The 22,655-nt window shown below is 52.5% G+C and carries 13 protein-coding genes; 7 read left to right on the top strand and 6 right to left on the bottom strand.

Annotated features, from left to right (window positions below; genetic code table 11):
- Nucleotides 1-5: 5 nt before the first annotated feature.
- The 4 genes from LX87_RS26365 (at nt 6) to LX87_RS26380 (ending at nt 4,892) form a co-directional block, all read left to right on the top strand.
- Nucleotides 6-341 carry an MOSC N-terminal beta barrel domain-containing protein gene (locus tag LX87_RS26365; RefSeq protein WP_111631311.1) on the top strand — a complete coding sequence of 112 codons (336 nt, stop codon included), beginning with the start codon at nt 6-8 and terminating at the stop codon, nt 339-341.
- Between the two features lie 81 nt (nt 342-422).
- Complete coding sequence (locus tag LX87_RS26370) at nt 423-854, top strand: MOSC domain-containing protein (protein WP_111631312.1); 432 nt, start codon at nt 423-425, stop codon at nt 852-854.
- Between the two features lie 122 nt (nt 855-976).
- Nucleotides 977-4,009 carry a hybrid sensor histidine kinase/response regulator transcription factor gene (locus LX87_RS26375; RefSeq protein ID WP_111631313.1) on the top strand — a complete coding sequence of 1,011 codons (3,033 nt, stop codon included), beginning with the start codon at nt 977-979 and terminating at the stop codon, nt 4,007-4,009.
- A gap of 73 nt (nt 4,010-4,082) precedes the next feature.
- Nucleotides 4,083-4,892 carry a sterol desaturase family protein gene (locus tag LX87_RS26380; protein WP_111631314.1) on the top strand — a complete coding sequence of 270 codons (810 nt, stop codon included), beginning with the start codon at nt 4,083-4,085 and terminating at the stop codon, nt 4,890-4,892.
- A 127-nt stretch (nt 4,893-5,019) separates the two neighbouring features.
- Here LX87_RS26380 and LX87_RS26385 read toward each other — a convergent pair whose 3' ends face one another.
- Nucleotides 5,020-8,370 (bottom strand): FG-GAP-like repeat-containing protein, encoded by a 3,351-nt coding sequence (locus LX87_RS26385; RefSeq protein WP_170139472.1) that lies wholly within the window; start codon nt 8,368-8,370, stop codon nt 5,020-5,022.
- A gap of 588 nt (nt 8,371-8,958) precedes the next feature.
- Here LX87_RS26385 and LX87_RS26390 point away from each other — a divergent pair.
- Nucleotides 8,959-9,486 (top strand): hypothetical protein, encoded by a 528-nt coding sequence (locus tag LX87_RS26390; protein ID WP_111631316.1) that lies wholly within the window; start codon nt 8,959-8,961, stop codon nt 9,484-9,486.
- 185 nt (nt 9,487-9,671) lie between these two features.
- On the opposite strand, the gene LX87_RS26395 is transcribed toward LX87_RS26390, so the two are convergent.
- Entirely contained in the window at nt 9,672-11,000 is a 1,329-nt protein-coding gene (locus LX87_RS26395; protein ID WP_111631317.1) for an SGNH/GDSL hydrolase family protein, read from the bottom strand.
- A 359-nt stretch (nt 11,001-11,359) separates the two neighbouring features.
- Here LX87_RS26395 and LX87_RS26400 point away from each other — a divergent pair, with 359 nt between their 5' ends.
- On the top strand, nt 11,360-12,244 hold the full coding sequence (locus LX87_RS26400) for a DUF808 domain-containing protein (RefSeq protein WP_111631318.1): 885 nt from the start codon (nt 11,360-11,362) through the stop codon (nt 12,242-12,244).
- A 596-nt stretch (nt 12,245-12,840) separates the two neighbouring features.
- Complete coding sequence (locus tag LX87_RS26405; RefSeq protein WP_111631319.1) at nt 12,841-13,605, top strand: GntR family transcriptional regulator; 765 nt, start codon at nt 12,841-12,843, stop codon at nt 13,603-13,605.
- Here the strand turns inward: LX87_RS26405 and LX87_RS26410 are convergent.
- The 4 genes from LX87_RS26410 to LX87_RS26425 are packed head-to-tail and all read right to left on the bottom strand — an operon-like array spanning nt 13,595 to nt 22,573.
- Nucleotides 13,595-14,314 (bottom strand): SGNH/GDSL hydrolase family protein, encoded by a 720-nt coding sequence (locus LX87_RS26410; protein WP_111631320.1) that lies wholly within the window; start codon nt 14,312-14,314, stop codon nt 13,595-13,597. The genes LX87_RS26405 and LX87_RS26410 overlap by 11 nt on opposite strands.
- Before the next feature lies 1 nt (nt 14,315).
- The gene (locus LX87_RS26415) at nt 14,316-17,135 is read right to left on the bottom strand and encodes a glycosyl hydrolase (protein ID WP_111631321.1); all 2,820 of its coding nucleotides are present in this window, start codon (nt 17,133-17,135) and stop codon (nt 14,316-14,318) included.
- A gap of 20 nt (nt 17,136-17,155) precedes the next feature.
- A complete protein-coding gene (locus tag LX87_RS26420) occupies nt 17,156-19,999 on the bottom strand; it encodes a glycosyl hydrolase (RefSeq protein WP_111631322.1) in 2,844 nt (947 codons plus the stop codon).
- Between the two features lie 54 nt (nt 20,000-20,053).
- A complete protein-coding gene (locus tag LX87_RS26425) occupies nt 20,054-22,573 on the bottom strand; it encodes a hypothetical protein (protein ID WP_111631323.1) in 2,520 nt (839 codons plus the stop codon).
- Nucleotides 22,574-22,655: the final 82 nt, after the last annotated feature.

Here is a 22,655-nt window from a genome sequence, read left to right on the forward strand (position 1 = left end):
TCCCAATGGAAGTAGGCAGAGTTGAATCAATCTGGCGGTTCCCCGTCAAGTCGTTTGGCGGTGAGTTGCTACAGGAAGTGCCTGTCTGTAAACAAGGTATGCTGGGTGACCGGGCCTACGCGCTGATCGACCAACAAACCGGAAATGTAGTAAGCGCCAAAAGCGTCCAGCGATTTCCCGATTTATTACGCTGTCAGGCGGTATACGTGACCCCGCCCCAACTGGGTCAATCATTACCGCCAGTGCAGATCACCCTGGCGAATGGAACAACCCTGCGTAGTGATGAAACGAACGTTGATTCTACCTTATCCGCTTTTTTTAGGCGGGAGGTCACCCTATAACAAACGGCCCCGGACGATTTTACCATCGACCAGTACCATCCGGATCTGGACGGACTGGACCCGGCCGGGCATCGGAACCGGGTGACTCAGGCAAGGCTGGGGTCGGCGCTATTTGCCGAGATGGGTGTACCTTCTCCCATACCAGTAGGGTCATTTATGGATGTGTTTCCGTATTCAGTCATCACGCAGGCTACCCTGGATCAATTAAGCCAGCTCAATCCTTCGGCCCATTTTGACGTACGCCGGTTTCGAATGAATCTGGTGCTGCATACATCAGGCACTGGTTTTACTGAAAATGCCTGGGTCGGCAGGGGCCTTTCAATTGGTGATGGCGTTGAACTGAGTGTAACAATGCCCACGCCCCGGTGTGTGATGGTCACGCTGCCTCAAACTAATCTTCCCCCGGATCTTCAGGTACTCAAGTCACTGGTTCATTACAACCGACTCGACATCATGGGGCCGGGTTGTTTCCCTGTGCAGGTGTTTATACCAGTCTGGAAGCCGAAGGGCTGATTCGGGTGGGTGATCGGGTAGTGGTTGGTACTTAAAAGACGGTTCTTCTGTTCAGAATCTCTGGTCAGTTTTGTAAGGACCTCAGCTGATCTATTTTTTCATTTTATCAAGTTTTTTACCGTATGCGAGTTCGTCTATTACTAACGTTTGTGGGTGTTGTGTTACGGGCATTCGGATTGTATGGACAAACCGGACTCGTGTTGCCCCTCGATAGTCTGGCTCAGCACGGCATACGGCTGGAGAAAGGCTGGAAGTGGCAGGCCGGTGACAACCCCCACTGGTCGCAGCCGACATTGAACGATAGCGCCTGGCACTCCATTGATCCCACCATCAGCATCCATGAATTGCCCCAGGTGCGAAAGGCGGGCGTGAGTTGGTTTCGGCTTCGAGTTTCGTTGCCAGCTCGATTTCCGGCCTCGGCGCTGTCTTTAGCGGTATCACAAGTGGGTGCTTCAGAGATTTTTTTAGATGGCAAACGCATCGAACGGTATGGGCTTGTCAGTGTCGATCCGGCCGTCGAGCAAACCTACAATCCTCACAACCGCCCGATTCCGTTACCAGCTCTGTCGGCGGGGCAACATCTGCTGGCGATCCGTTATTCGTTTCTGGAGCAGAACGGGTACCTGAATTACGCCGGTTTCGGTAATGCCTGCCTGACCGTGTGGTTGCTTCCGTCACCCATGGCCTGGGACCGGTTCCTCTACAGCCACGAAATCTGGAACATACAGAGCATACCGGTCTTCGGCATTCTGTTGATGCTCTGCATTCTGCACTTCTGTTTTTATTTTCTCTATCCCGCCCGCAAGGTGAACCTGCGTTTTGCCCAATTTCTGTTTTTCTTTTCCTTCTCCATGCTGGGTGACCCCCTGTATTTCCAGCTGCACGGGGCTGGTGATCAATTCTGGAATGCCTTGCTGTGGTTTCTATTGGTCATTGGCAACAATGTCTGTTTGCTACGGGCCATCTACGAACTGCTTGAATATCCTAAGGGACGGGTCTATTACAGGCTTGTCGGACTGGCCCTGTTAGGGTTACCGGCGGTCTTTTTGAGCTACGACTGGGGATGGTTTTACTGTACCTTCTTTTTGCTCACCGTGGTCTTTGGTGAAACGATTCGCATCAGTATCCGGAGTTTATCTACCAAAAAAAGGGAAGCCCGTGTAATCATCATAGGACAACTTCTGGTCATTATCTTCTTTGTTGTACAGGGCGTGATTCAGGCCAGTACCGACATTAATTCGCCCATGCCTCCTCTGTTGGAAGGGCTGTTTCGTGTCTCCTACAGCGCGTCGTTTCTGACGATTCCGATTCTGGTTACCCTGCTGCTGGCGGGTGATTTTGCCAAAACCAGTCACACGCTGGAAGCGAAACTGGCGGAAGTGCAGGCGCTTTCCGCCCGAACGTTGGTGCAGGAGCAGGAAAAACAGCAATTGCTCGCCAGTCAGAACCAACTCCTGGAACAGCAGGTCGCCCAGCGTACGGCAGAACTTCGTGCGCAGACCCTGGAACTACAGGTCGCTCAGGAGCAGTTGCGTCAGGCTGATGCGCAGAAAACCCGCTTTTTCGATAACCTTACCCATGAGTTTCGAACCCCCTTGACCTTAATTCTGGCCCCGGTTGACCGGCTGCTCGGACACCTTCAGGACCAGCAGGCCCGCAAAGACCTGCAAACCGTCGAGCGGAATGCCCGCACGTTGCTGGGGCTGATTAATCAATTGCTGGACATCACCAAACTGGAAGCCCAGACGATGCCTTTAACCGTCTCAGCCGGTGACTTAATTGCGCATACGGAGCGATTATTGGACCAGTTCCGACCTTTAGCGCGGGAGAAGCAAATCCGATTAACCTTTCAGGCGCAGGAGCTTGCCGGTCAGTGGTGGTACGATGCCGAAAAGTGGCAGAAAATTCTCTTTAATCTTTTATCCAATGCCCTGAAATTTACCCCCGCCGGTGGGGCCGTAAGCGTGGAGTTAGAACGGATTAGTAGTCAGGAACACACGCAGCAGGTGCAGCTGACCGTCCGCGACACCGGGGTTGGCATTAGCACGCAGCATCAGCCGCATATCTTTGACCGGTTCTACCAGGCTGACAACTCCTGGACCCGTCATCATGAAGGTTCCGGCATTGGATTGGCGCTGGTGAAGGAATTAACCGAGCTGATGAACGGGCAGATTGAGGTGAGTAGTCAACCGAGGGACACGACCTTTCGGCTGATCATTCCCCTGCAAGCGGTTGAAACGCCCGTTGATACCCTGCCAGTTAGCGCCGGAAACGGGCCGGAAAAAGCTCACCTCTCAGCATCTGTCGCAGATGCTGCCAACCAGGAATTAACGATTCAGGATGAGACCGTACCGCTGGTGTTAGTCGTTGAGGATAATGCTGAATTAAGGGATTTTTTAGCGACCGATCTATCGGCTACCTACCGGGTATTGACGGCTACCAATGGGCAGGAGGGATGGGAGACGGCTTGCCGGGAATTGCCGGACCTGGTGCTCTCTGACGTGATGATGCCCTTAATGGATGGCTACACCCTGACGGATCGTCTAAAAAGTGACCCTTCCACTGACCACATTGCCGTCGTACTCCTGACGGCCCGGTCGGCTTATCAGCATGTCGTGGAAGGATTGCAACGGGGGGCGGACGAATACCTGCCCAAGCCTTTTCATCTGGAAGAGCTTCGCTTACGGCTCCATAATTTGCTGACTCGTCAGAACCGGTTGAAAGAGCATTACCAGCAGCAGTTTGCCTCCTTACCAGAGCAAAAGACGGGTCAATCAGCCAATGGGGCCGAGGAGCCGGTTCCGCATCCCTTCCTGGAAAAGATAGATCGTGTGCTGGAGGAGCACCTGGACAATCCGCAACTGAGCGTTGACTGGCTGGCCGACCACCTGGCCATGAGCCGCAAAACGCTTTACCGCAAAGTGGTCAGCCTGACGCCCTGGACGCCCAATGAATTGATTCGGCGGTACCGGCTGCGACGGGGGGCCGACCTGCTGGTACAGGGACATTCGGTTGCCGAGGCCGCTTATCAGGTCGGGTTTGAAATTCCGGCTTATTTCGGACAGTGTTTCAAGGAAGTGTATAGGGCAACGCCCAGTGACTATGTAAAAATGATTCAGGCTGCCAGTTCCGGCAGTACTCAGTTGCCATCCTGAGCGGACGTGGCTCCGCTCAGGTAATCACTTGCCAACAGTTTATGCTCTTAAACCTTATCCTTTTACCCAGGCTATGACACCCGAACATCTGGATCAATTAGGACTTTACCTGCTCATTGGCTTACTGGCTCTTTGTTTCCTTCTGGAAACGTTTTTTCCCTTATTCCGGGAGCGAAAACGCCGAGGGTGGCATATTCTGAACAATCTGGGTATGCTGGTTGTGGCCATGTTCTCCAACTTTTTGCTGGCTTCCGGCGTCGTTTGGGCGATCACCTGGGCCGACCAGCATCAGTTTGGTTTGCTGCGCTGGCTGCCTTTTCCGGCTTCGATGAAACAACTCCCTCCGGTTTTGGACGCTTTTTTAGGCGTAGCCCTCTTCGACTTTCTGGAGTACTGGGCCCATCGTTTCCGCCACCGAAACGGCTTCTTCTGGCGTTTTCACCGCGTTCATCATGCCGATACTGATCTGGATGCCAGTTCGGCGCAACGGGTGCATCCGGGTGAGCTTCTGCTGACGGTTCCTTACCAGGTGGCAGCCGCCTTTCTTTTGGGGTATTCGCTGCTGGCTTTATCCGCTTATTTACTGGTATTTACAGGCTTCACCATTATCCAACACGCCAACATCAGGTTGCCTTACCGCCTGGATAAAGCGTTGAGTTATGTTTTCAGCACGCCCAATGTGCATAAGGTACACCACTCAGCCTATCAGCCCCAGACCGACTCGAATTACGCTGATATCTTTTCGGTTTGGGACCGGCTGTTTGGTACATTTCACTACCCGGACGACATTGAATCGATTCAGTATGGCCTGCACGAATATCCCCGCGAAGTCTCCACCTCACTTTGGCACCAGCTAACCATGCCGTTCCGAAACCATAAATAAGGTTTCAGTGAAAACTAGCGAAGACTGTTTTGCCAGCCATCAGACAGACAATAGTCTTGACCACCATCGAAGCGGTCAAGACTATTGATTCATCAATCCTCGTAGATTCACGGCCCGGATCGCGCCATCATAGTTTTAGCACCTTTACCGTTTTTCGCTGATTGAGCGTGCTAACCCGGAGTACATAAATTCCGGCCGATGAGCCTAACCGAACCCAGGTCTGTATGGCATCGCCAGGCCGATTCGGCGATGGTTCGATGGTTTGGCCGCTCAGGGTTGCTCCTGCCGCCGACGCTACCTGTACCGTAACCGGTTGTTGTCCTACACCCCGGATGGATACTTTTACCCGATCGGTGCTCACCGGATTATCCAATACCGTTACTTCCAGGCCCGCAAATTCATCAATCGCCAGCCGGGCGGCTCCTGTACAGTACTGTTTCATGTTAAAACTAAACGAACCGCTCATGACCCCGTTTTGGGAAACACGTAGGGTAAAGTTTCCTTTGTCCGAGCCGGGATTGGTCACATCGGCCAATAGACCCTGACTATCCAGGAACCGCAGGCAACTAGTCGGATTCTGATTGTTCAGGCCAATGATATTACTATAGTCGATTGGCCAGCCGTTTCCTCCTTCAGTTAGAATACGGAAGGAGCCGGTTGAACAGTTCACATCCGTCACGCCAATGATTCGCAAAGGTTGCCCAAGGGTATGGGCAGGGCTGCCGCAATGGGTCGTATCGGTGACGGGCTGCGTAGGGACGGTATCGGAGGTACAGGAAGCTGCAAAATTAAACGTGGTATGAATGGTGTATCCCCCTTGCGTAGCGGTTATCGTCAGCGGTTTGGGATCGGCTCGCAACTCGGCTTCCACCATGCCCGTAGGATTGCTGAGGGATGACCGCTGAACACCGGGCGCTACGAATGTAATTTCTCCGCCATTGCCGCCCGTGGTATTGAAGGTAATCTCACCGGTTGCGCAGTTATAGACCGGAGGCAGGAACGTCAGCGGAGTGCCGGTTGACCCCGTATTGACCGACAGGTTAAATGCCGTACTGGTCAGGCTCCCGCATGAACTGACTACGGTTACCCAATACCGGCCGGCATCACCGGGTTGGATGTTTCTCAGCAGCAGGGTGGGTTCGGTCTGACCGGCAACAATCTGCCCATCTTTATACCATTGATAACCATTAGCCGGGCCCGTAACACGGACGGTAATCGGCACCGCACTGCCCGGATTAACGGAATAGCCACCTGAAGGCTGCGTGGCAAACTTAATCCCCGTATTTAATAAAAGGGTAAGATTGTCACTGCCCGAGTTGGACACAATGATATCCGCTCTGCCGTCCTTGTTTACGTCCTGAATGACCACTGCTGTCGGAGACTCTCCGGTTGCAAAATCGACGGGGGGCGCAAAGGTACCGGCTCCCGTGTTCTGCAGTACTGAAACCGCATTGCCGAACTGGTTGGTTACGGCCAGATCCATCAGACCATCGCCGTTGAGATCGCCAGCGGCAAGGGCAAACGGGCGGCTGTTTACGTCGATATTGCGGGCGGGCGCAAAACTACCGTTTCCGGTATTGAGAAGAATCGAAACCGTACCCAATAGGTTCACAACAGCCAGATCGGGTTTGCCATCCCCATTCAGGTCGCTGCTGATTAAAGCGACAGAGGCAGGGCCGGTTTCGTACGAAACCGGTTTGGCAAATGTACCATTGCCTGTAGAAAGGATTACCGATACCTGGCCGCTGAAGCTAAAGCTGTTGGCATTGGCCACGGCTATATCCAGTAGCCCATCGCCGTTGAAATCGCCCAGATCGACTGACTGAGGCTGTTGTCCCACCGTTAGTGTCAGCGAAGTGCCAAACGTTCCGCTGCCCGTACCGGGATAAATTGTAAGCAGACTGTCGCTGAAACTGGTTACGGCTACATCCGCTTTTCCATCGCCCGTGATGTCGCCAATGGCCAGTGAGGACGGGATTACGCCAACGGCAAGCGTGGTGGCCGAAGGAAACGTACCCTGGCCGGAATTGAGGAGTATTGAAACGGCATTGGTCGTCTCACTGGTCAGGACCAGATCCGGTTTGCCGTCGCCATTCAGGTCGCCAGCAGCCACCGTGTTGGGTACACTGGCAACAGGGTAGGTCGTAGCCGGGCCAAAGTTGCCGTTATCGGTGCCGAACTGTACCGACACACTATTGGCTGTTATATTAGCCGTCGCCAGATCGGGTTTACCATCCCCGTTCAGGTCGGCACTAGCCAGCCAGAAAGGAGTATTTCCAGCCGGAGGGGATGAAAAAAGGCCATTCCCGGAATTAAGCAGGATCACTACCTTATTGCCATTATAATCCCCGGATGCCAGATCGGGTTTCCCATCATTATTAAAATCACCTGCCGTAATTCCGATCGGCGTTCTCCCTGCGGGGTAACTAACGGGGGCATTAAAACCACCCGCCCCATTGTTTAAGAGGACGGCAAGATCACCTTCGAACGGACTGGTGGATGTGGATGCCACCAGGTCAGGCCGGCCATCGGCGTTGAGGTCGGCAATAGTGGATCGCCAGGGCAGATTGCCGATCGTGAAAATCGCTGAGGTGCCCATGTTGCCGCTTCCGGTATTGAGAAACACCTCGACCTGCCCTTTCGGATTTTCACCTATTTGCCTATCCGTAACCGCAAGGTCTGGTTTACCGTCGCCATTAAAATCGGCTATTTCGATCGAGGCAGGCAGGCCGTTTAGGGCGTAACTGGCTGAGGGCGTAAAAGTTCCTGTGCCAGTACCCATCAGAACGACCACTTTCTGAGCCGCTTCAGTATAGGTAACCACCGCCAGATCCGACTTCCCGTCTCCATTCAGGTCGGCTACTTTGGGTATGATAGGACCATCACCCACTGATAGGGTTGAGGTAGTAAACGTGCCATTGCCCGTATTCTCCAGGACGGCGAGGCTTCCGGTACTGGTCTCATTGACGCCCACTGCCACCAGCAGTTCGGGTTTTCCGTCGCCGTTGAGGTCACCGGCAGCCATTCCTGCTAATCCGTACGCAGGGGCGTTGATTGGATAAGGCTGGGGAGTGCTTAAACTACCGTCACCCTGGTTAAGAAAGACCACAATTTTGGGGTTTACAGCATCTTTTGCCGCAATGTCGGGTTTGCCATCGGCGTTAAAATCACCAACTATCATCTCCATAACGCCTTCCCCTACCTTATAGAAAGTGGCGGGACTGAAACCACCGTTGCCTGTTCCCATACGAATCAGAATGGTACCACTGCCCGCACCGACTATAGCCAGATCGGTTAGGCCATCGCCGTTGAAATCGGCAGTGCCCAAATCATTGGGAAAGCCCCCTGCCGAAGGTGAGAAAGAAGGAGAAGGGGCATTGGAAACCCCGAAGCACTGACCATAGACAGGCACAGAATCACTAGTAATCAAGCCAATAAGCAGCAGACAGGCCATCAGCCAACGAAAACGGAATTGCACCGAACGGTTGTCCGGCTTCCTGCAAGAGCGCGATTTCTCCCAAATACGCGTAGAAGTAAATAAAGTCATCATAATAGAGTATATGGTAAGTGTAATTAATAATAGATGTAGCTGTAAAGCGCTCTTACTGAGCGACTCAGCAAGAGTAAATCTCGATAATCTCCTTTAGTTAGCCTTTCAGTTTTGGGGCAACCTTCTTTAATTTTGGGACATTTTGGCAATTAAACAGAGGCATACATTGAGCTGGAAACCCTGATTCAATGTTGATGAGCATTGTGCTAATCCTATAGGAAGCTTATGCGGGACCTGCTGCCTTTGACGGGAGATTATTTTTGAGTAGGTTGGAAGGCAAATCTGAATTTAGTTATGAAAAAAAGCCGGTGTTCGACGAAGCATTTAAGAAAATGGCCCGGCTCCAGCGCCCTGGCGACTCTATGTATAATGGGGTAGCCGTTGAGCGGACTGCTTTCAATGGTATACTCTTCTAAGTACCCACTGCTCAACCAAAGTCGTGCTACTGCAATGATAAAATTCTCATTTTGTAGGATTACCGTTTCCAGCCAGGTACTTCCCAGGTTAATAGGGGTTGTGGCGCTGCTTCTGAGTTGTGAACGCGACAACGTTACCCGAAAAGGGGCTTTTATCGGTGCTAAAGTGGAGGGTAAAGTCGCTAGTTATGATGCCAGCGCTACGGCGCACTCTTCTGGTGTTAATATAGTGAACCGGTATTTTGTTGCCTATAAAGTACTGCGATTATATGCCTTCGGAAACGGGAATGCTCAATGGATTATTTACATTCCGGCCGCTATTGATCATCTTCGCCTTCCCTATACCTTTGACTTTGCCCGCGATTCGATCGATTACAATGTGTCCTGGAAGGATGTCAAGATCCGGCCGATACCGGATTCTAGCTGCCCTAACATAAACCTCTGCTCGTTTATGGCACAGGCTCGGGATGCTTTTAGCTTAACCATCACCAAACTGACGCCCACCTCTATTGAAGGAAGCTTTTCGGGCCAAATGCAGCTGGTTAGCCATGGTTCTGGCCCTTTAAAGGAGCATACCGTTCGCGTTCGCAATGGCAAGTTTTCGGTAAACTATGACCGTGAAAACTAAACTACTTCTCTAGGGCAGCTCAGCGGCTGTCAAGTCTGTTAGGTTATTGAAAGGTTTTTGTAGTTATATCAACTTCCGACTGTCATTTGCATCCCCTCATTATTAATAAAAAGCCTACCGTATGGCCTAAAACGTTTTGAGTAACGGCAGCCAAAGTTGTACTTAAAACTGCTCATCGTAAAGTACTACTTGTCGGAATAGCCGATAGTCGATACGTATTGGTTAATGTCAAGCAAAGGAATCTTGGCCTGGTAGTGATCATTAATGGCTCGGCATACCTCATTGGCAATGATGGCTTGTCCCAGAACGGAGGGATAAATACCGTCGGAGGAAAAGAAATTGCCTTCCAGTCCACCGTGGATGACCATCCCCTGCGAGGTCTTATAGCCGCCCTGCTGAATCTGGTGATACAAGGCATTCAGATCTACTACGGCCAGATCGTAACTAGCTGCCCACTCTCGAACCCTTTTATTGGTGTAAGAGACAGCAGCGTCATAAACCCCGATCTCATCCGCACTGAGCGTTGGGTGAGGCCAACTGCCTATTCCCAAATCCTTATAGTAAGGTATGGTAAAGATTATCCCCTTTTGGCCCTTAGAAGCAAGCTTTTCAAGCGCACTTCGTGTATTGTCGGCTCCGCTTTGCAGGTCGCCGATCAAATCACTCATGCCGATCTTTCGACTGCCTTGACGCCGAATGGCGTTCAGGAAGACTTCGTTCCGATCCTCCAGGATGAAGAAGTTGTAGGCGTGATTGGTTTGGATGTAGTCGTATAACGTACCATTTTTAAACTCGTTCTCTGGAACGAAACGTCTCACATAAGGCAATGCCATCGGCCAGGAAACGCCGTTGCCATTATCAATTTTACCAATGAAAGAGGGGTCCCAGTTTAATCCAGTGTTGTCCGGGCTTAGCCACGGGAAGGCAAAGTTGTCTACCTTGCCCGTATAAGGTTGAAAGACTGGAGGTTGCCCGTCTTTTTCTTCCTGTATTGTCCCCAATGCATTATTTACCCGAAGCAAGGAAAGGACATCACCTTTTCCGCGCAGGTCAAAGCCTGTCCCGTTTTCGTGCTTTTGGTCAAAGGCCGGGGTTGTGAAGTCGGCCATGCCCAACTGGCGTGCCACTAGGTTGGGGTAAGCCGTTAGCTGCCCATCCCGGTAAAGACCTCCGTTCTGCGCCCCGGCGGTTATGCCACCGCCCATAGCAATCATCTTGATGGAGGTTCCCTTAGGCAATAGACGACCGTATTCGGGCGTTTGAACCGGCTGTGTCAGCCAATCTTCCGGGGTAAATTCAGAGATGTAGGTGGTCGAACCATTCAGGAAACGGTTGAAATAGGGCGTGACGCGCAGGAGCCGAACGTCGATCTCGGATTTTTGCACGGGTTCAAAAACGGAAGGCGGCTCAGGGGCAGGCGTCACAGGATCGACGATGGGGGTCTTCTTTCCACAGCTTAGGGTAAGGCCCACCAAGGCCGCTACTGACAGTGTTTTTAAGGGGGCAAAATGCATGGTTTATAGCCGTTTTATTGATCGAACAACTCACCTGAGAAGCATCCGGACGAAACAACATCGCCATGCCCCGCCTATTGGTAGAAACAAGGAGCCCTTTCGAGGACGTCCGAAAAGAAAGAATAAGTTCGGTATTTTGCCATTTCCGGGTTCAATCACCGGGCTTAATTTATTGTTTGGTAACAGTGTAGCTAACTGTTCTAGAAATCAGGGCTTGATTGGACAAACTGACGCAGGGAAAACGTTGTGATAAGCACACCATAATCAGAAATCATGGGTATGCCGTACTTTCTAGTCTATTCTCTTTATCTTACTGCCCAAATAAATAGTAAGGTATTCATTTTTCAAAGTAAATAAGAATGGCATCGGGTTTTTTCGCACTCTTGGATGATATAGCTGCGTTAATGGATGATATGGCCCTGGCCACGAAAGTAGCCACCCGCAAAACCGCCGGGATATTAGGGGATGATCTGGCGGTCAACGCCGAAAAGGCTACGGGATTTCTGGCTGAACGGGAATTGCCAATCCTGTGGGCAATCACCAAAGGGTCATTAATCAACAAACTGATCATTGTGCCCATTGCCCTGCTGCTGAATGGATTCTTTCCGGCCGCGATCACCTTCATTCTGCTACTGGGCGGGTGCTACCTGGCCTACGAAGGGGCCGAAAAAATCATCGAATACTTCCTGCATAAAGCCCACAAGAACAACCAACAGGTCAGCGTAGAAAGTAGAGAGCAGAAACCCGCTGTCGATGCTGAAAAGGCCAAGGTTAAATCCGCCATCACCACTGACTTTATCCTTTCGATAGAAATTGTCATCATTGCCCTGGGAACGGTGGCCGCCGAAGATACCCTAATCCAGATCGCAACGGTGTCGGCGGTGGCTTTTCTGGCCACAGTGGGCGTGTATGGTCTGGTGGCGCTGATTGTGAGAATGGATGATGCGGGCTATAAGCTGATCAAACGCTCGAATTCGAACGGGTGGCTGGCCAGCTTGGGCCGTGGGCTGGTGGGCGCCCTGCCGGTGGTTATCCGAATCTTAAACGTGGTAGGGACCTTAGCCCTGTTGCTGGTGGCAGGCGGCATCTTTGTGCATAACATCGAGTACCTGCACCACTTGTTTCCTGCCCTTCCGGATTGGGTCAAAGAACTGGGGGTTGGTTTAGTGGTGGGGTTGGTTCTTGCCGGCATGATGGCCCTCTTCAAAGCGTTTCGTGGTGGTGCCAAAACGTCGGTATCTTAATCCAGTACTGCTGGAGACAAGGCGCAACGCCAGGAAATCAACTGGTAACAATTCCTGTTTGGCAGTATTGGCCATAACCAACCAGACGCTAAAAGTCGAGACGGTATAAAATAGCTTTCTAAGACGGTTTTTCTAAAGCGTTTTGCACCAGCCACTGTAGTTATACCACTAGGCTGAGAAGAGTACAATTTAATCACGGGTTGATAAATGGTATCCTTCGTCAATTGTTTACCTGGGCCTTACTTATAAGAGCTTGTAACTTTCAGGAAAGTAAAGATATAGAGACCGTTTTTCGAGGATTGGCTACGTTTTCTGTTTCGATAGGAACCTAGGAAATCGGGATTGTAAAGGGTTTGGGTCAGCACACCAATCTGCTGGTTTTACGCTCTGCACGCGGTTAACGACAATGTTAGATAACTTGATTATGTACCAAGTTTCGACTACGAATGTATATCTTTACAGGCTTTTCCAGAGGTGAATAATCACTTCCGATCTGGTCGTACTTACCGTATCATTTGCTTAAACGCAGCTGGGTGTACACCTGATTTTTTTCTTAAACGGGTTTTCTCAGGGGAACCACGGATTACTTTCTAACAATGAAGCCTAAGTTCATTGCCATCAGCGACAGCATCATCGAAAAAATTAAAGCCGGCGAATTGTTGCCAGGGGACCAGATTCCTTCGGAGAATGAACTTATCAAGTCGTATTCGATCAGCAATACAACCGCCCGAAAAGCACTACTTGAAATTGAATCAAAAGGCTGGGCGCGTCGAATAAAGGGAAAGGGAACGTATGTTCTGAATCGGACGGATGACCACCATCTGCTGCGAACGTTAGGATCGATTTATGCCACCCGGCGGGGCTTCCACGACAGCCTGATTGCGGAAGGATTTACGCCTAAAAATATCGTGCTGGAAAAGATGATTCTGGATGACGGCATTTCGTCGGAAATAAACGGGCGGCATTTCATCATCGACGGCCCGGTCATGAAGCTGCACCAGCTCCGGTATGCCGATGATCTGCTGATTAAGGATGAAGTCAAATACATTTCATTGACCCTGTGCCCAAAAATCAACAAAATCCCGACCGAAGTTTCGTATTTTAAGGTGTACGAAGACATATATCATCTGAAAATCGAAGAGGTACAGCAAACGCTGAGTGTCACCATCATGGAGCCCAACACGAACAACTTCGAGATTGCGAAACCAACTCCGGCTTTCGTGCTGGATAGCGCCGTTGTTTGCACGGGCGAGAAAGTGGTCGAAATTGAGCGCTCGTATTACCACGGCGACAAATATAAATTTGCCGTCATTGCCAATCCTGCTCACGAATACCGTTCGACGAAGCCGATTACTTCCTGAACCATTTCAGCAGCTCACCCGCAATAAGCTGGTGCCCCGCCAGATTCGGGTGATTCACGTGCGACATATACTTGACCAGATCCCCTTTTGCAGTTACGGTTTTAAACTGCGCGTACGAATCCATCAGCCCGAGCTGGTGCGTTTCGGCCAGTTTGACAATCTGGCTGGTGTGCTGTTCCAGCGGATTGCCGGGGGCCAGAATATCCACCCGCTGGTCGGGCGACGGGGTTAGCAGAATGATTTTGATGTTTCTGGCAAGCGCCGACTGAATCATTTTCTCCCAGGCTTCTTTTGCTTTTTCCAGCCCGGCCCCCCGGTCGTTGAGGGCGTAGTCGATAAACAGCACATCCGGTTTGTGGACGAGCACATCGCGCTCAAACCGTTCCTGCCCTTTGATCGAGTTTTCTCCACCAATGGCCGTCACAATCACGTTGATAACCGCATACGGATACTGCTTTTTGAGTTCGGCCAGCACCAGGTTCGGGTACGATTCCAGCGTGTGGACCTCGTGGTTATGCCAATAGCCAGCGGGTACCGAATGCCCGTGGAAAACCAGATTGATCGTGCGGTTTTTGGGCCATTGAACATCCAGCTCTTTTTTCAGGTCGGACAGGTACGTATCCGGATTGGCAATGGCTGGTGGCTGGGCGTTGGCGGTTGCTGCAACGCCCAGCAGGAAAACAAAAAGACAGTTGAAAAACAGGCGCATTTTACTTCGTTTGTTTAATCGTTTGAATGGTTACGGGGCCGAGTAATCCCGACTCAATCAGCGACACCTGCTTCCAGGGTGTGCCTTTGTAACCGATAGCGATATTGGTCGAGGTGAACTGTTCGCCGGTAAGGGCATCGCCCGTCAGCCGGTTCGACCAGGTGTTGGCAATTTCCACTTTTAGCTTGTTTTCGCCGGTTTTGACAAAATCGGTAATGTCAATCCGGTACGGTTCAGCCCAGAGGATGCCCAGGTGCTGACCGTTCAGCCAGACATCGGCTACCTCCGACAATTTTCCTAAATCTAAGAAAATACGGTTAGTACGACGAGAATCAGAAGCCGCCGAAAACCGGAATGTTTTTTCGTACGTGCCAATGCCCGAAAAATACTTGATGCCGGGCTGGTCGGATTCGGTCCAGGAAATCAATTTGGGCAGCGTAACCGAAGCCGGTGCGCCCGCGTTTTTCGGGAAAGACAGTTGCCACGGCCCCGTCAGCTCCTGCGTTGTGACGTCGGTTTTCAGTTGTTCCGAAACGTTTTTTTTGGGGACCGACATACTAAAGGTTCCGGCCTGCAAAAACCGGATGCCTGCGGGCGTATACTCAAAGTTGGGTAATGATTGGTTCCGGGCAAAACCGCTGTAGCGGGGCGTTGCTTTGGCTTTGTTGAATACGACAAAACAGGAACCGTACGGCGGCAGCGTAAGCGGCAGGCTCAATTGTTGCCGGTCCTGACGGAACATCGAAACCGGCACGATCTCGCCCGTAACCGGGTTCCAGAGCTCCGGCGATTTACCCGTTTGCCGGAATGAACAATTCGTCGAAAACCACTGATTAGTGGTGTTCCTGATCAGGTAAAAATCGGTATCCTGCTGTTTGTAATGAACATAGTCCAGCGTGGAATCGCCCAACGTAGGGTAGCTGAAATCAGGGCCGATGTTGCGCTTTTTCAGGTGAGTCAATGGCGTTTCGGCTGAGAATTGCGGCCCGCTGATGACCGCTCCCTGCTTTGCCAGTGCGTTTAGTTTGGCCAGAACGGCGGGCGGCAGCGTCTCCCCGGCGGGCAAAGTCAGCACGCTGAACGTGGCCCCGTTCGACAGGGCGAGCCTGCCGTTTTTCACGGTGAGCTCATTTAGCAGAATTTCGGTATTAACAATCTCATAATCGTAGCCCGGCCCGACCGAAAACCGGGTGTTTTTGGGCGCTACAAAATTGGGTACCTTGTCGCCATAGTAATACAGCACATCGGCCACGAAATCCGTGTTTTGCAGCACATGGGAAATCCGGCCCAGATAATCGGTAAACGGTTTGGCCTTTGACCACCAGGTTTGCTGGGTGTTAAAATGCGTTCCCGCGCCGTATACAATGCCGGGGAATTTACGGCCGTCGGGGTTGTGGCTAAAACCGTGGATGACCACCCGGTTCATGCCCTCACAAAAGGCTCGGTCGGCAATGGGCTTGAGGTCGAATAGGCCTTCCTGCCAGTGATGAAAGCTCGTAAACGACTCTTCCTCAATCATTTTCCGTTTGTAGATGTGGGCGGCTGCGGCAATCTCCTTCACCAGCCACATAATGTCCACGCTGTCGGCATCGTAATAGTGGTAGCGGTGCCAGAACTCCCCGCGCGGCACGTCCAGCGCGCCCAGCGCCTTCAGCGTCTCGACTGGCACGTTATGCAGCGGAGGCCCCGGTCCGCCCGCTTCCGACGCCAGTTGCAGACCGTACTGGTTGGCAATTTCCCGGCCTTTCCGGTAATGGTTCTGAATCATCAGGTCGGATAAAACCCGGTTGTAATCCTGCCGAAACCGGGCCGTTAGTTCCGGCGTTACGAGCGTTTTATCAAATAAAACCGGTAAAAATTTGTCGATTGCGTATCCGGCCGTCTTGCGGAACTCGGCGGGGAGCGAGGGCGTCCAGACAAATCCCGTGGCTTCGTAGCTCGCCAGATACAGGGTTTTCAAAGCCGTTTTGGAAAAATCGCCGAAAATCGGTTTCAACCGGTCGATGAAATACATGAAATGCGCCCGCGTGGCTGTCGAATCGAAATGGTCGATAATCGGGCCTTTGGAATTGGGACTGGGCAGTTTTAAGGCTTCGCCCGAAATCGAGCAGACGTACCGGTGAATTTCCCATTTTCCGGCCGGAACCGTCCAGGTCACCGTTTCGGTTTTGGGGTCAAAGTAGTTCGTCAGCGATTGAATCCGGGTCGTGTCCAGCGGGCGGTTCGTTTCCTGAACGGGAACCGCCACCACGGCAATCTCCTGATAAAAGGACGGTTTGCCGTTGGGTCCAAGGTCGATAAAAAGCGGGCGACCGCGCGAATCTTTAGTGGCAATTTCCGGAAAGGGGAGCCGGATGGCTTGCTGCCCTGAACCGTCTACGGTGATTTTTGACCGGTAAATCGACTTGGCCGCGTGCTGCGGTTTAACCCAGCTTCCTCCGGCGTTCCAGCTACTGGCCAGATTCAGCCCCACTTCCAGCTGCAACCGCGTTGCTTCACGAATGGCGCATTCAATGGACTTCAGCGATTCCGGCCCCATGAAGGGCGGCCCGGCTTTTACCATGCCGTTCGGGTTGTTGGCGGGCGGAACGCCGATTTCGAAAATATCGACCCCACCGATGCCCGCCGTTTTCATCGCCCGCAGTTCCTCCTTCAGCCGCAACGTATCGACATGACCGTTCAGCCACCACCAGTACGTTTTCGGTCGGGCCTGTTGAGGTGGGTTTTTGAAACCGTTCCGAATGAGTTGATCGGTCGGATTTTGTGCTTTCAGGTTGAGTGTCAGCAGGCTCAGGAAGCAAAAGAGGACGGTACGTTTCATGGTATTGAACGGTTTGCAGGCTACCGAACGGTTTTTACGGTTTGGATGGTTACGGGGCCGAGTAAGCCTGATTCAATCAGCGGTAGCTTACCCCACGGAACCAGGTTTTTGTTGGCCTTCGTGATGTTGGTTTTGGTGAATTTTTCGCCGGTGATGCCGTCGCCCGTCAGTCGGTTCGACCAGGTGTTGGCGACTTCTATTTTTAGGGTATTGGTACCGGTTTTGACCCGATCGGTGATGTCGACGCGGTACGGCGGTGTCCAGACAATGCCCAGCGGCTGGTTGTTGAGCCAGACTTCACCGATTTCAGACAAGTTGCCCAGATCAAGGTAAACGCGCTGGTTTTCAGTGTTCCTAGTCGCTGATTTGTACTGGAATGTTTTTTGATATGTCGCCATGCCCGAAAAATACTTGATGCCCGGTTGTTCGGACTGGGTCCAGGAAATCAGCTTCGGAAACGTAGCGGTTTTAGGAGCGCCCCAGCCTTCCGGGAAATAGAGCTGCCACGGTCCGTCGAGCGTCATGGCTGGCTGCCCATTGTCGATTTGTTGGGAACCCGATCCTTTTTTAAGCGTAAAAGTACCGTTCTGTAAAACCGTCAGACCGTTGGGGGTAAACGCCAGATGCGGGGGATGAGGGCCGGAATGGACAATTTCGTCGTAATGAGCGGGTGCCTTTTCGTTCGAGAAAACCACAAAATAAGCTCCGTAAGGCGGCAGGGAAACCGGCAGCTGAATACGGCCATTCTGCTGTTTGTAAACCGTCACGGGGACGGTAGTTCCCGAAACCGGGTCCCAGATTTCGGGCGTTTTATTCACTTGCCGGAACAGGCCATTGCGCGTAACCCACTGACTGGTTGTGTTGCGAATCAGGTAAAAATCCACCGCGCCACTGCGGTAATGAATGTAGTCCAGCGGGGTATGTTGCGGGTTGGCTTTCTGGTCGGCGTAGCTGAAATCGGGTACTACATTCATGGACTGCAAGACCGGTAAAGCGGGTCTCCGATCCACAAGTTTAGCGCCCTGCGCGGCCAATTTTTCCAGTTTTTCCCGGACTTCCGGCGGGGTCCGACCTTCGGTTCCGATGCTCAGCACCTTGTAGCGCCCGACGCCCGGCAGTACCCATTCGCCCTTTTCAACGGTCAGGTCGCGCATCAGTACCTCCGTGTTCACTACTTCATAGTCGTAGCCCGGCCCGATGGCAAACCGTGTGTTTTTGGGCGGAATCAGGTTCGGGATGTTGTCGCCGTAATAATGCAGCACGTCGGCCACGAACTCGGTTTTTTGCAGAATAGCCGAAATCCGACTCAGGTAGTCGTTGAACGGCTTGACTTTCGGCCACCAGGCATTGCGGTCGTTGAAATGCGTACCGGCAAAGTAGGCAATGCCCGGATAGCCCATTTCGGCCGGGTTGTGCGTAAAACCGTGAATAACCAGCCGGTTCATGCCTTCGCAAAACGCCCGGTCGGCATAAGGCTTCAGGTCCAACGGCCCTTCCTGCCAGTCCTGATAACTGGTAAAAGCTTCTTCCTCCACGATGCCTCGTTTGTAAATACGCGACCCGGCCGCAATTTCCTTCACCAGCCAGACCATATCGACCAGACTATCCTTGTCGTTTTCCAGAAAATATGGGCGTTTATACCAGAACTCCCCGCGCGGAACATCCAGCGCCCCCAGCGCCTTCAGTGTCTCGACCGGAATATGGTGCATGTGGCCCGGCCCGCCCGATTCAGAAATGATTTGCAACCCGTGGGCGTTGCAGATTTCTCTGGCTTTTCGGTAGTGGTTATTGATCATCAATTCCGACAACGTTTTGTTGAAATCGAATTGAAACGTTTCGGCCACTTGCGGCTGGTACCAGTCTTTGTTAAAAACAGCGGGCAGAAATTTGTACAGATCATAGCCGTGCAGTTGCCGGAAAGCCGCCGGTAGGGTGGAGGTCCAGGTAAATTCCTTGGCTTCGTAACTGGCCAGATACAGATTTTTCAGGGGCGATTGACGGAAGTCGCCCAGCAACGGTTTCAGCCGGTCGATGAAATACATCACGTGCATCCGCGTGGCCGTCGAATCGAAATGGTCGATGATCGGACCCGCCGAATTGGGCGTTGGACGAATCAGTTGCTCGCCCGAATTGGAACAGATATACCGATAAATATCCCACTCGCCAGCGGGGGCTTTCCAGTTCAGTTGCTCGGTTTTGGGGTCAAAATAAGCCGAAACGTTCACGATTTTTGTGGTATCGAGCCCGTTTCGCTGACCAGCTGGAAGAGCAATGACGGCTATTTCTTCGTAGTAAGCCGGTTTACCATCGGCGCGGTAGGTAATGGGTCTGGGTTTGCCGCTTTTATCGGGGGTGATGGTCGGAAATGGCAGCCGGAGCGGTTGATTGCCAGTTCCTTTCAGGTTTATTTTCGAAAAATAAATGGTTTTGGCCGCGTGCTGCGGTTTGACCCAGCTTCCTCCGGCGTTCCAGCTACTGGCCAGATTTAGCCCCACTTCCAGCCCCAGCTTGCCCGCTTCCCGAACCGCCATGTTGATCAACCGTAAGGACGTATCGCCCATGAAGGCCGGGCCAGCCGGGATGATCCGGTTGGGGTCGCTGGCGGGCGGTAATCCAATCTCGAACAGATCGACCCCGCCCAGTCCGGCGTTTTTGATGGCCACCAGTTCCTGTTTTAACCGAACCGTATCCACGTAACCGTTCAGCCACCACCAGTAGACCTTGGGCCGGGCCGTGTTGGGCGGATTTCTGAAATTTTCTTTCAGGGTTGCATAGCTGACGGGCTGGGTTTCAAAAACCGGTTTGGTGAGGGAAACCAGCGACACGATCAGCCCAATTCCCAGCAGGCAGGAAGCAAATTTCATTGGAATAATGGGTTAAAGGGTTAGGAGGCACGCTGTTGGCCGAATCGCCGGACTCTACCAGAAGGCAGTCAGGGTGCCCGTAACGTTCTCAATAACGTAGTGCTTGCCCAGTTTCGGATCACCGGGTTTGAAGGCGGTTTTACCTTTTTTCCAGGGATAGTTCACGTTCGTGTAGACGTTTAGCCCTTCCGCCGTAACGCCCTCGTCCGGGTAAATGCGAACCGTCGCGTTTTTCAGGCCCGTCAGCCGGACGCAGCGCTTCATGTGTTGTACGCCCGAAGTCATTTCCTGACACGATACAATACCGTCGGCTTGCTCGACAAAAAAGCGGCTTTCGCGGTGCCAGGCTTTGGGCAGGTTGTAAACCGAGTACCCGTTGGCCAGTTCGGTTTCGTAACCTGTCAGCAGAGGGGCGCCCTGCGGCAGTTTAAAGCGGTGCGTCAGGGTTGTATTGGGGTAATAGCCGGAAAAGAAATACCCGTTGCTGCTTTTCGAAATGGTCAAAACCGGGTTTTTGACGGACGGATTCCGCTTGTCGATCCGGTATTCGATACCAAATTCATTCAGCACGTAGCGCAGCAGCAGGGGGCCAGTAAAAAGCTCTTCCGGATTGTCGGGCGTCAACAGTTTGCCGCCCGTGAATTTGCTGGAATTGGTGCCCCGGACGTAAGCCACCTTGCCGCCTTTCCAGTCGGATTGCGCCCGGACCCAAACCACATCGCGTTCGTTACCCGATTGCGTCATTTTTGCCAGCACTTTCGTTTCTTTCTCCGTTTTGTTTTTCACCTGCGTAGCCACACCACCTCCCGAAAACAGCGCCTGATGCACGATTTTGGTCGGGAACGGTTTATCTAGCTTGTCCAGCATCAGGCTGGAATTGACCTGAAATTCGCCCTCCAGTGCTTGGCCGTTCTGGAGATTGAGCAGGTTCAGGAAAGCCGGTCCGGCATGGTCGGCGGGACCGTACACGAGCAGCTTGCCGCCGTTCTGCACAAACGTAATCAGCGACTTTTCGAGCGACGAACCCGCTTCGGGCACGATGGAAACCAGCACGGATTCATTGAAAAACGCCGGTTTGCTGGCGATTACTTTCTGGAACGAACCGGTTGAGACGACGGTATTTAGCGGAAAACCGTTGTTGATGGCCTGCCGGATGAGCCAGTCGCCGTAGTAGATTTCGGGCAAACGCTGCGGCTGTTGGGTGGCCCAGTTGTGGTATTCATCGAACGGATAGACCCACACCAGCGGGCCGGGCGCGGTCGGTGAATCGTAGCGGGCTTTCAGAATATGGGGCGTCACTTCGTCGGGCACCTGCGCGGGCATTTCGCCGTAGGTGTTATCTGCCGTCAGAAAGCTCAGGTGCGTCGGCAGCCGGACTTCACCTTTGGCGTTGATGCGGGCCACGGCCATCGGCAGGTAAATGTCGTGCGGTTCCTGTCCGTAGCGGTCGAGCCACGGGCTGTTGACCCACCACGGATCGTGGGTGTAATACCGGAACAGATACCGTTCGTCGGGCAACTCGGCCATGCGCGACATATAACCGACCATTTCCAGACCAAAATCACCGTCCAGAGCTGCCCAGGGCGAGTTCGGCGGAGGCAGCATATTGTATTTTCCGCTGTAAATCTGCTTCAGATCAACCCCGTCGCGGGCCAGATCGGCGCCCGTCGACAGGTTAGTGCCCCGCGTCTGAATCTGAAAATCAGGGCATTCTTTCCGGAACAGCTTCCAGAACTCCGTAATCTTGCCTTTGATATCGGCCAGCCGTTCGGGCTGAAAGGCCTTGCCGGTAAACAGCGCCCCGGTTGATGACCACCCTTCGACACCGAAGCCAAAACCGTTGCTGAACCAGATGTAATCGTAGCCCAGATCTTTGAGGAAATGCTGGCTCTGCCGTCCGAAGAAGGTGCCGAAGGGCGTATTGGCCGGAATGCCTTTCGGGAAGCCGGCGTAGGCATCCTTGTCGGCGTTGAGGGTCGAATAACAACTTACGAACGTCTTGTGTCCCATGGCGTTTCCGCCGAGAATTTCTGGGTGTTTTTTATACTTGAACTCCGATTTGGCAAACTCCGGCCCCGGATCGAAGGTGGCGCCGATCACAACGGGTTTGCCAGTCACTTTCTTCCCGGTTTCTTTCAGCGTCTGGATAATGAATTTCAGGTCGCCGTAGGTGAAAGCGGGCGGGTTGTCGATGTACAGATACGCGCGTTCGTGCAGCGACAGTTCTTTCGGGCCGGAACCCACCTCATGCTGCGTATTCGGGTTGCCCATATACTTGGCCCATTCCAGCGGTTGCTTCAGATCGCCTTTGTAGTCCAGAATTTCCGAACCGTCGGAGGTCCAGAGCATCACCGAAACCGTATCGGTATGGCGTAGCAGAGAATGCCACTGGGTAAACAGTTCGGTGGCCACCTGCTGAATATAGGCTTTGTCGTTCTTCTTGAACGGCTTGAGCGACAGCTCCAGGCTGATGCTGTTGAACGGTTTGCCCTTTAAGGTCGAATTGTCCAGATTCGGCGTTTCCGAGGGGATAAAGCCGAACAGGAGAACGGTTAGTAGGGTGAGTATGCGCATAAGTAGTGAGAAAAGAGTTGTTACACAGAGTTAATCAGAGGCCATCCGAGCTAATCAGAGAAAACTCCGATAAACTCTGGTA

It is taken from the genome of Larkinella arboricola, assembly GCF_003259745.1.
GTDB lineage: Bacteria > Bacteroidota > Bacteroidia > Cytophagales > Spirosomataceae > Larkinella > Larkinella arboricola.

What these genes read in the sequence shown, in the direction of transcription:
- LX87_RS26395 (WP_111631317.1), bottom strand. Translation starts at nt 11,000, where the DNA reads ATGCATTTTGCCCCCTTAAAAACACTGTCAGTAGCGGCCTTGGTGGGC.
- LX87_RS26365 (WP_111631311.1), top strand. Translation starts at nt 6, where the DNA reads ATGGAAGTAGGCAGAGTTGAATCAATCTGGCGGTTCCCCGTCAAGTCG.
- LX87_RS26415 (WP_111631321.1), bottom strand. Translation starts at nt 17,135, where the DNA reads ATGAAACGTACCGTCCTCTTTTGCTTCCTGAGCCTGCTGACACTCAAC.
- LX87_RS26400 (WP_111631318.1), top strand. Translation starts at nt 11,360, where the DNA reads ATGGCATCGGGTTTTTTCGCACTCTTGGATGATATAGCTGCGTTAATG.
- LX87_RS26425 (WP_111631323.1), bottom strand. Translation starts at nt 22,573, where the DNA reads ATGCGCATACTCACCCTACTAACCGTTCTCCTGTTCGGCTTTATCCCC.
- LX87_RS26405 (WP_111631319.1), top strand. Translation starts at nt 12,841, where the DNA reads ATGAAGCCTAAGTTCATTGCCATCAGCGACAGCATCATCGAAAAAATT.
- LX87_RS26380 (WP_111631314.1), top strand. Translation starts at nt 4,083, where the DNA reads ATGACACCCGAACATCTGGATCAATTAGGACTTTACCTGCTCATTGGC.
- LX87_RS26420 (WP_111631322.1), bottom strand. Translation starts at nt 19,999, where the DNA reads ATGAAATTTGCTTCCTGCCTGCTGGGAATTGGGCTGATCGTGTCGCTG.
- LX87_RS26410 (WP_111631320.1), bottom strand. Translation starts at nt 14,314, where the DNA reads ATGCGCCTGTTTTTCAACTGTCTTTTTGTTTTCCTGCTGGGCGTTGCA.
- LX87_RS26375 (WP_111631313.1), top strand. Translation starts at nt 977, where the DNA reads ATGCGAGTTCGTCTATTACTAACGTTTGTGGGTGTTGTGTTACGGGCA.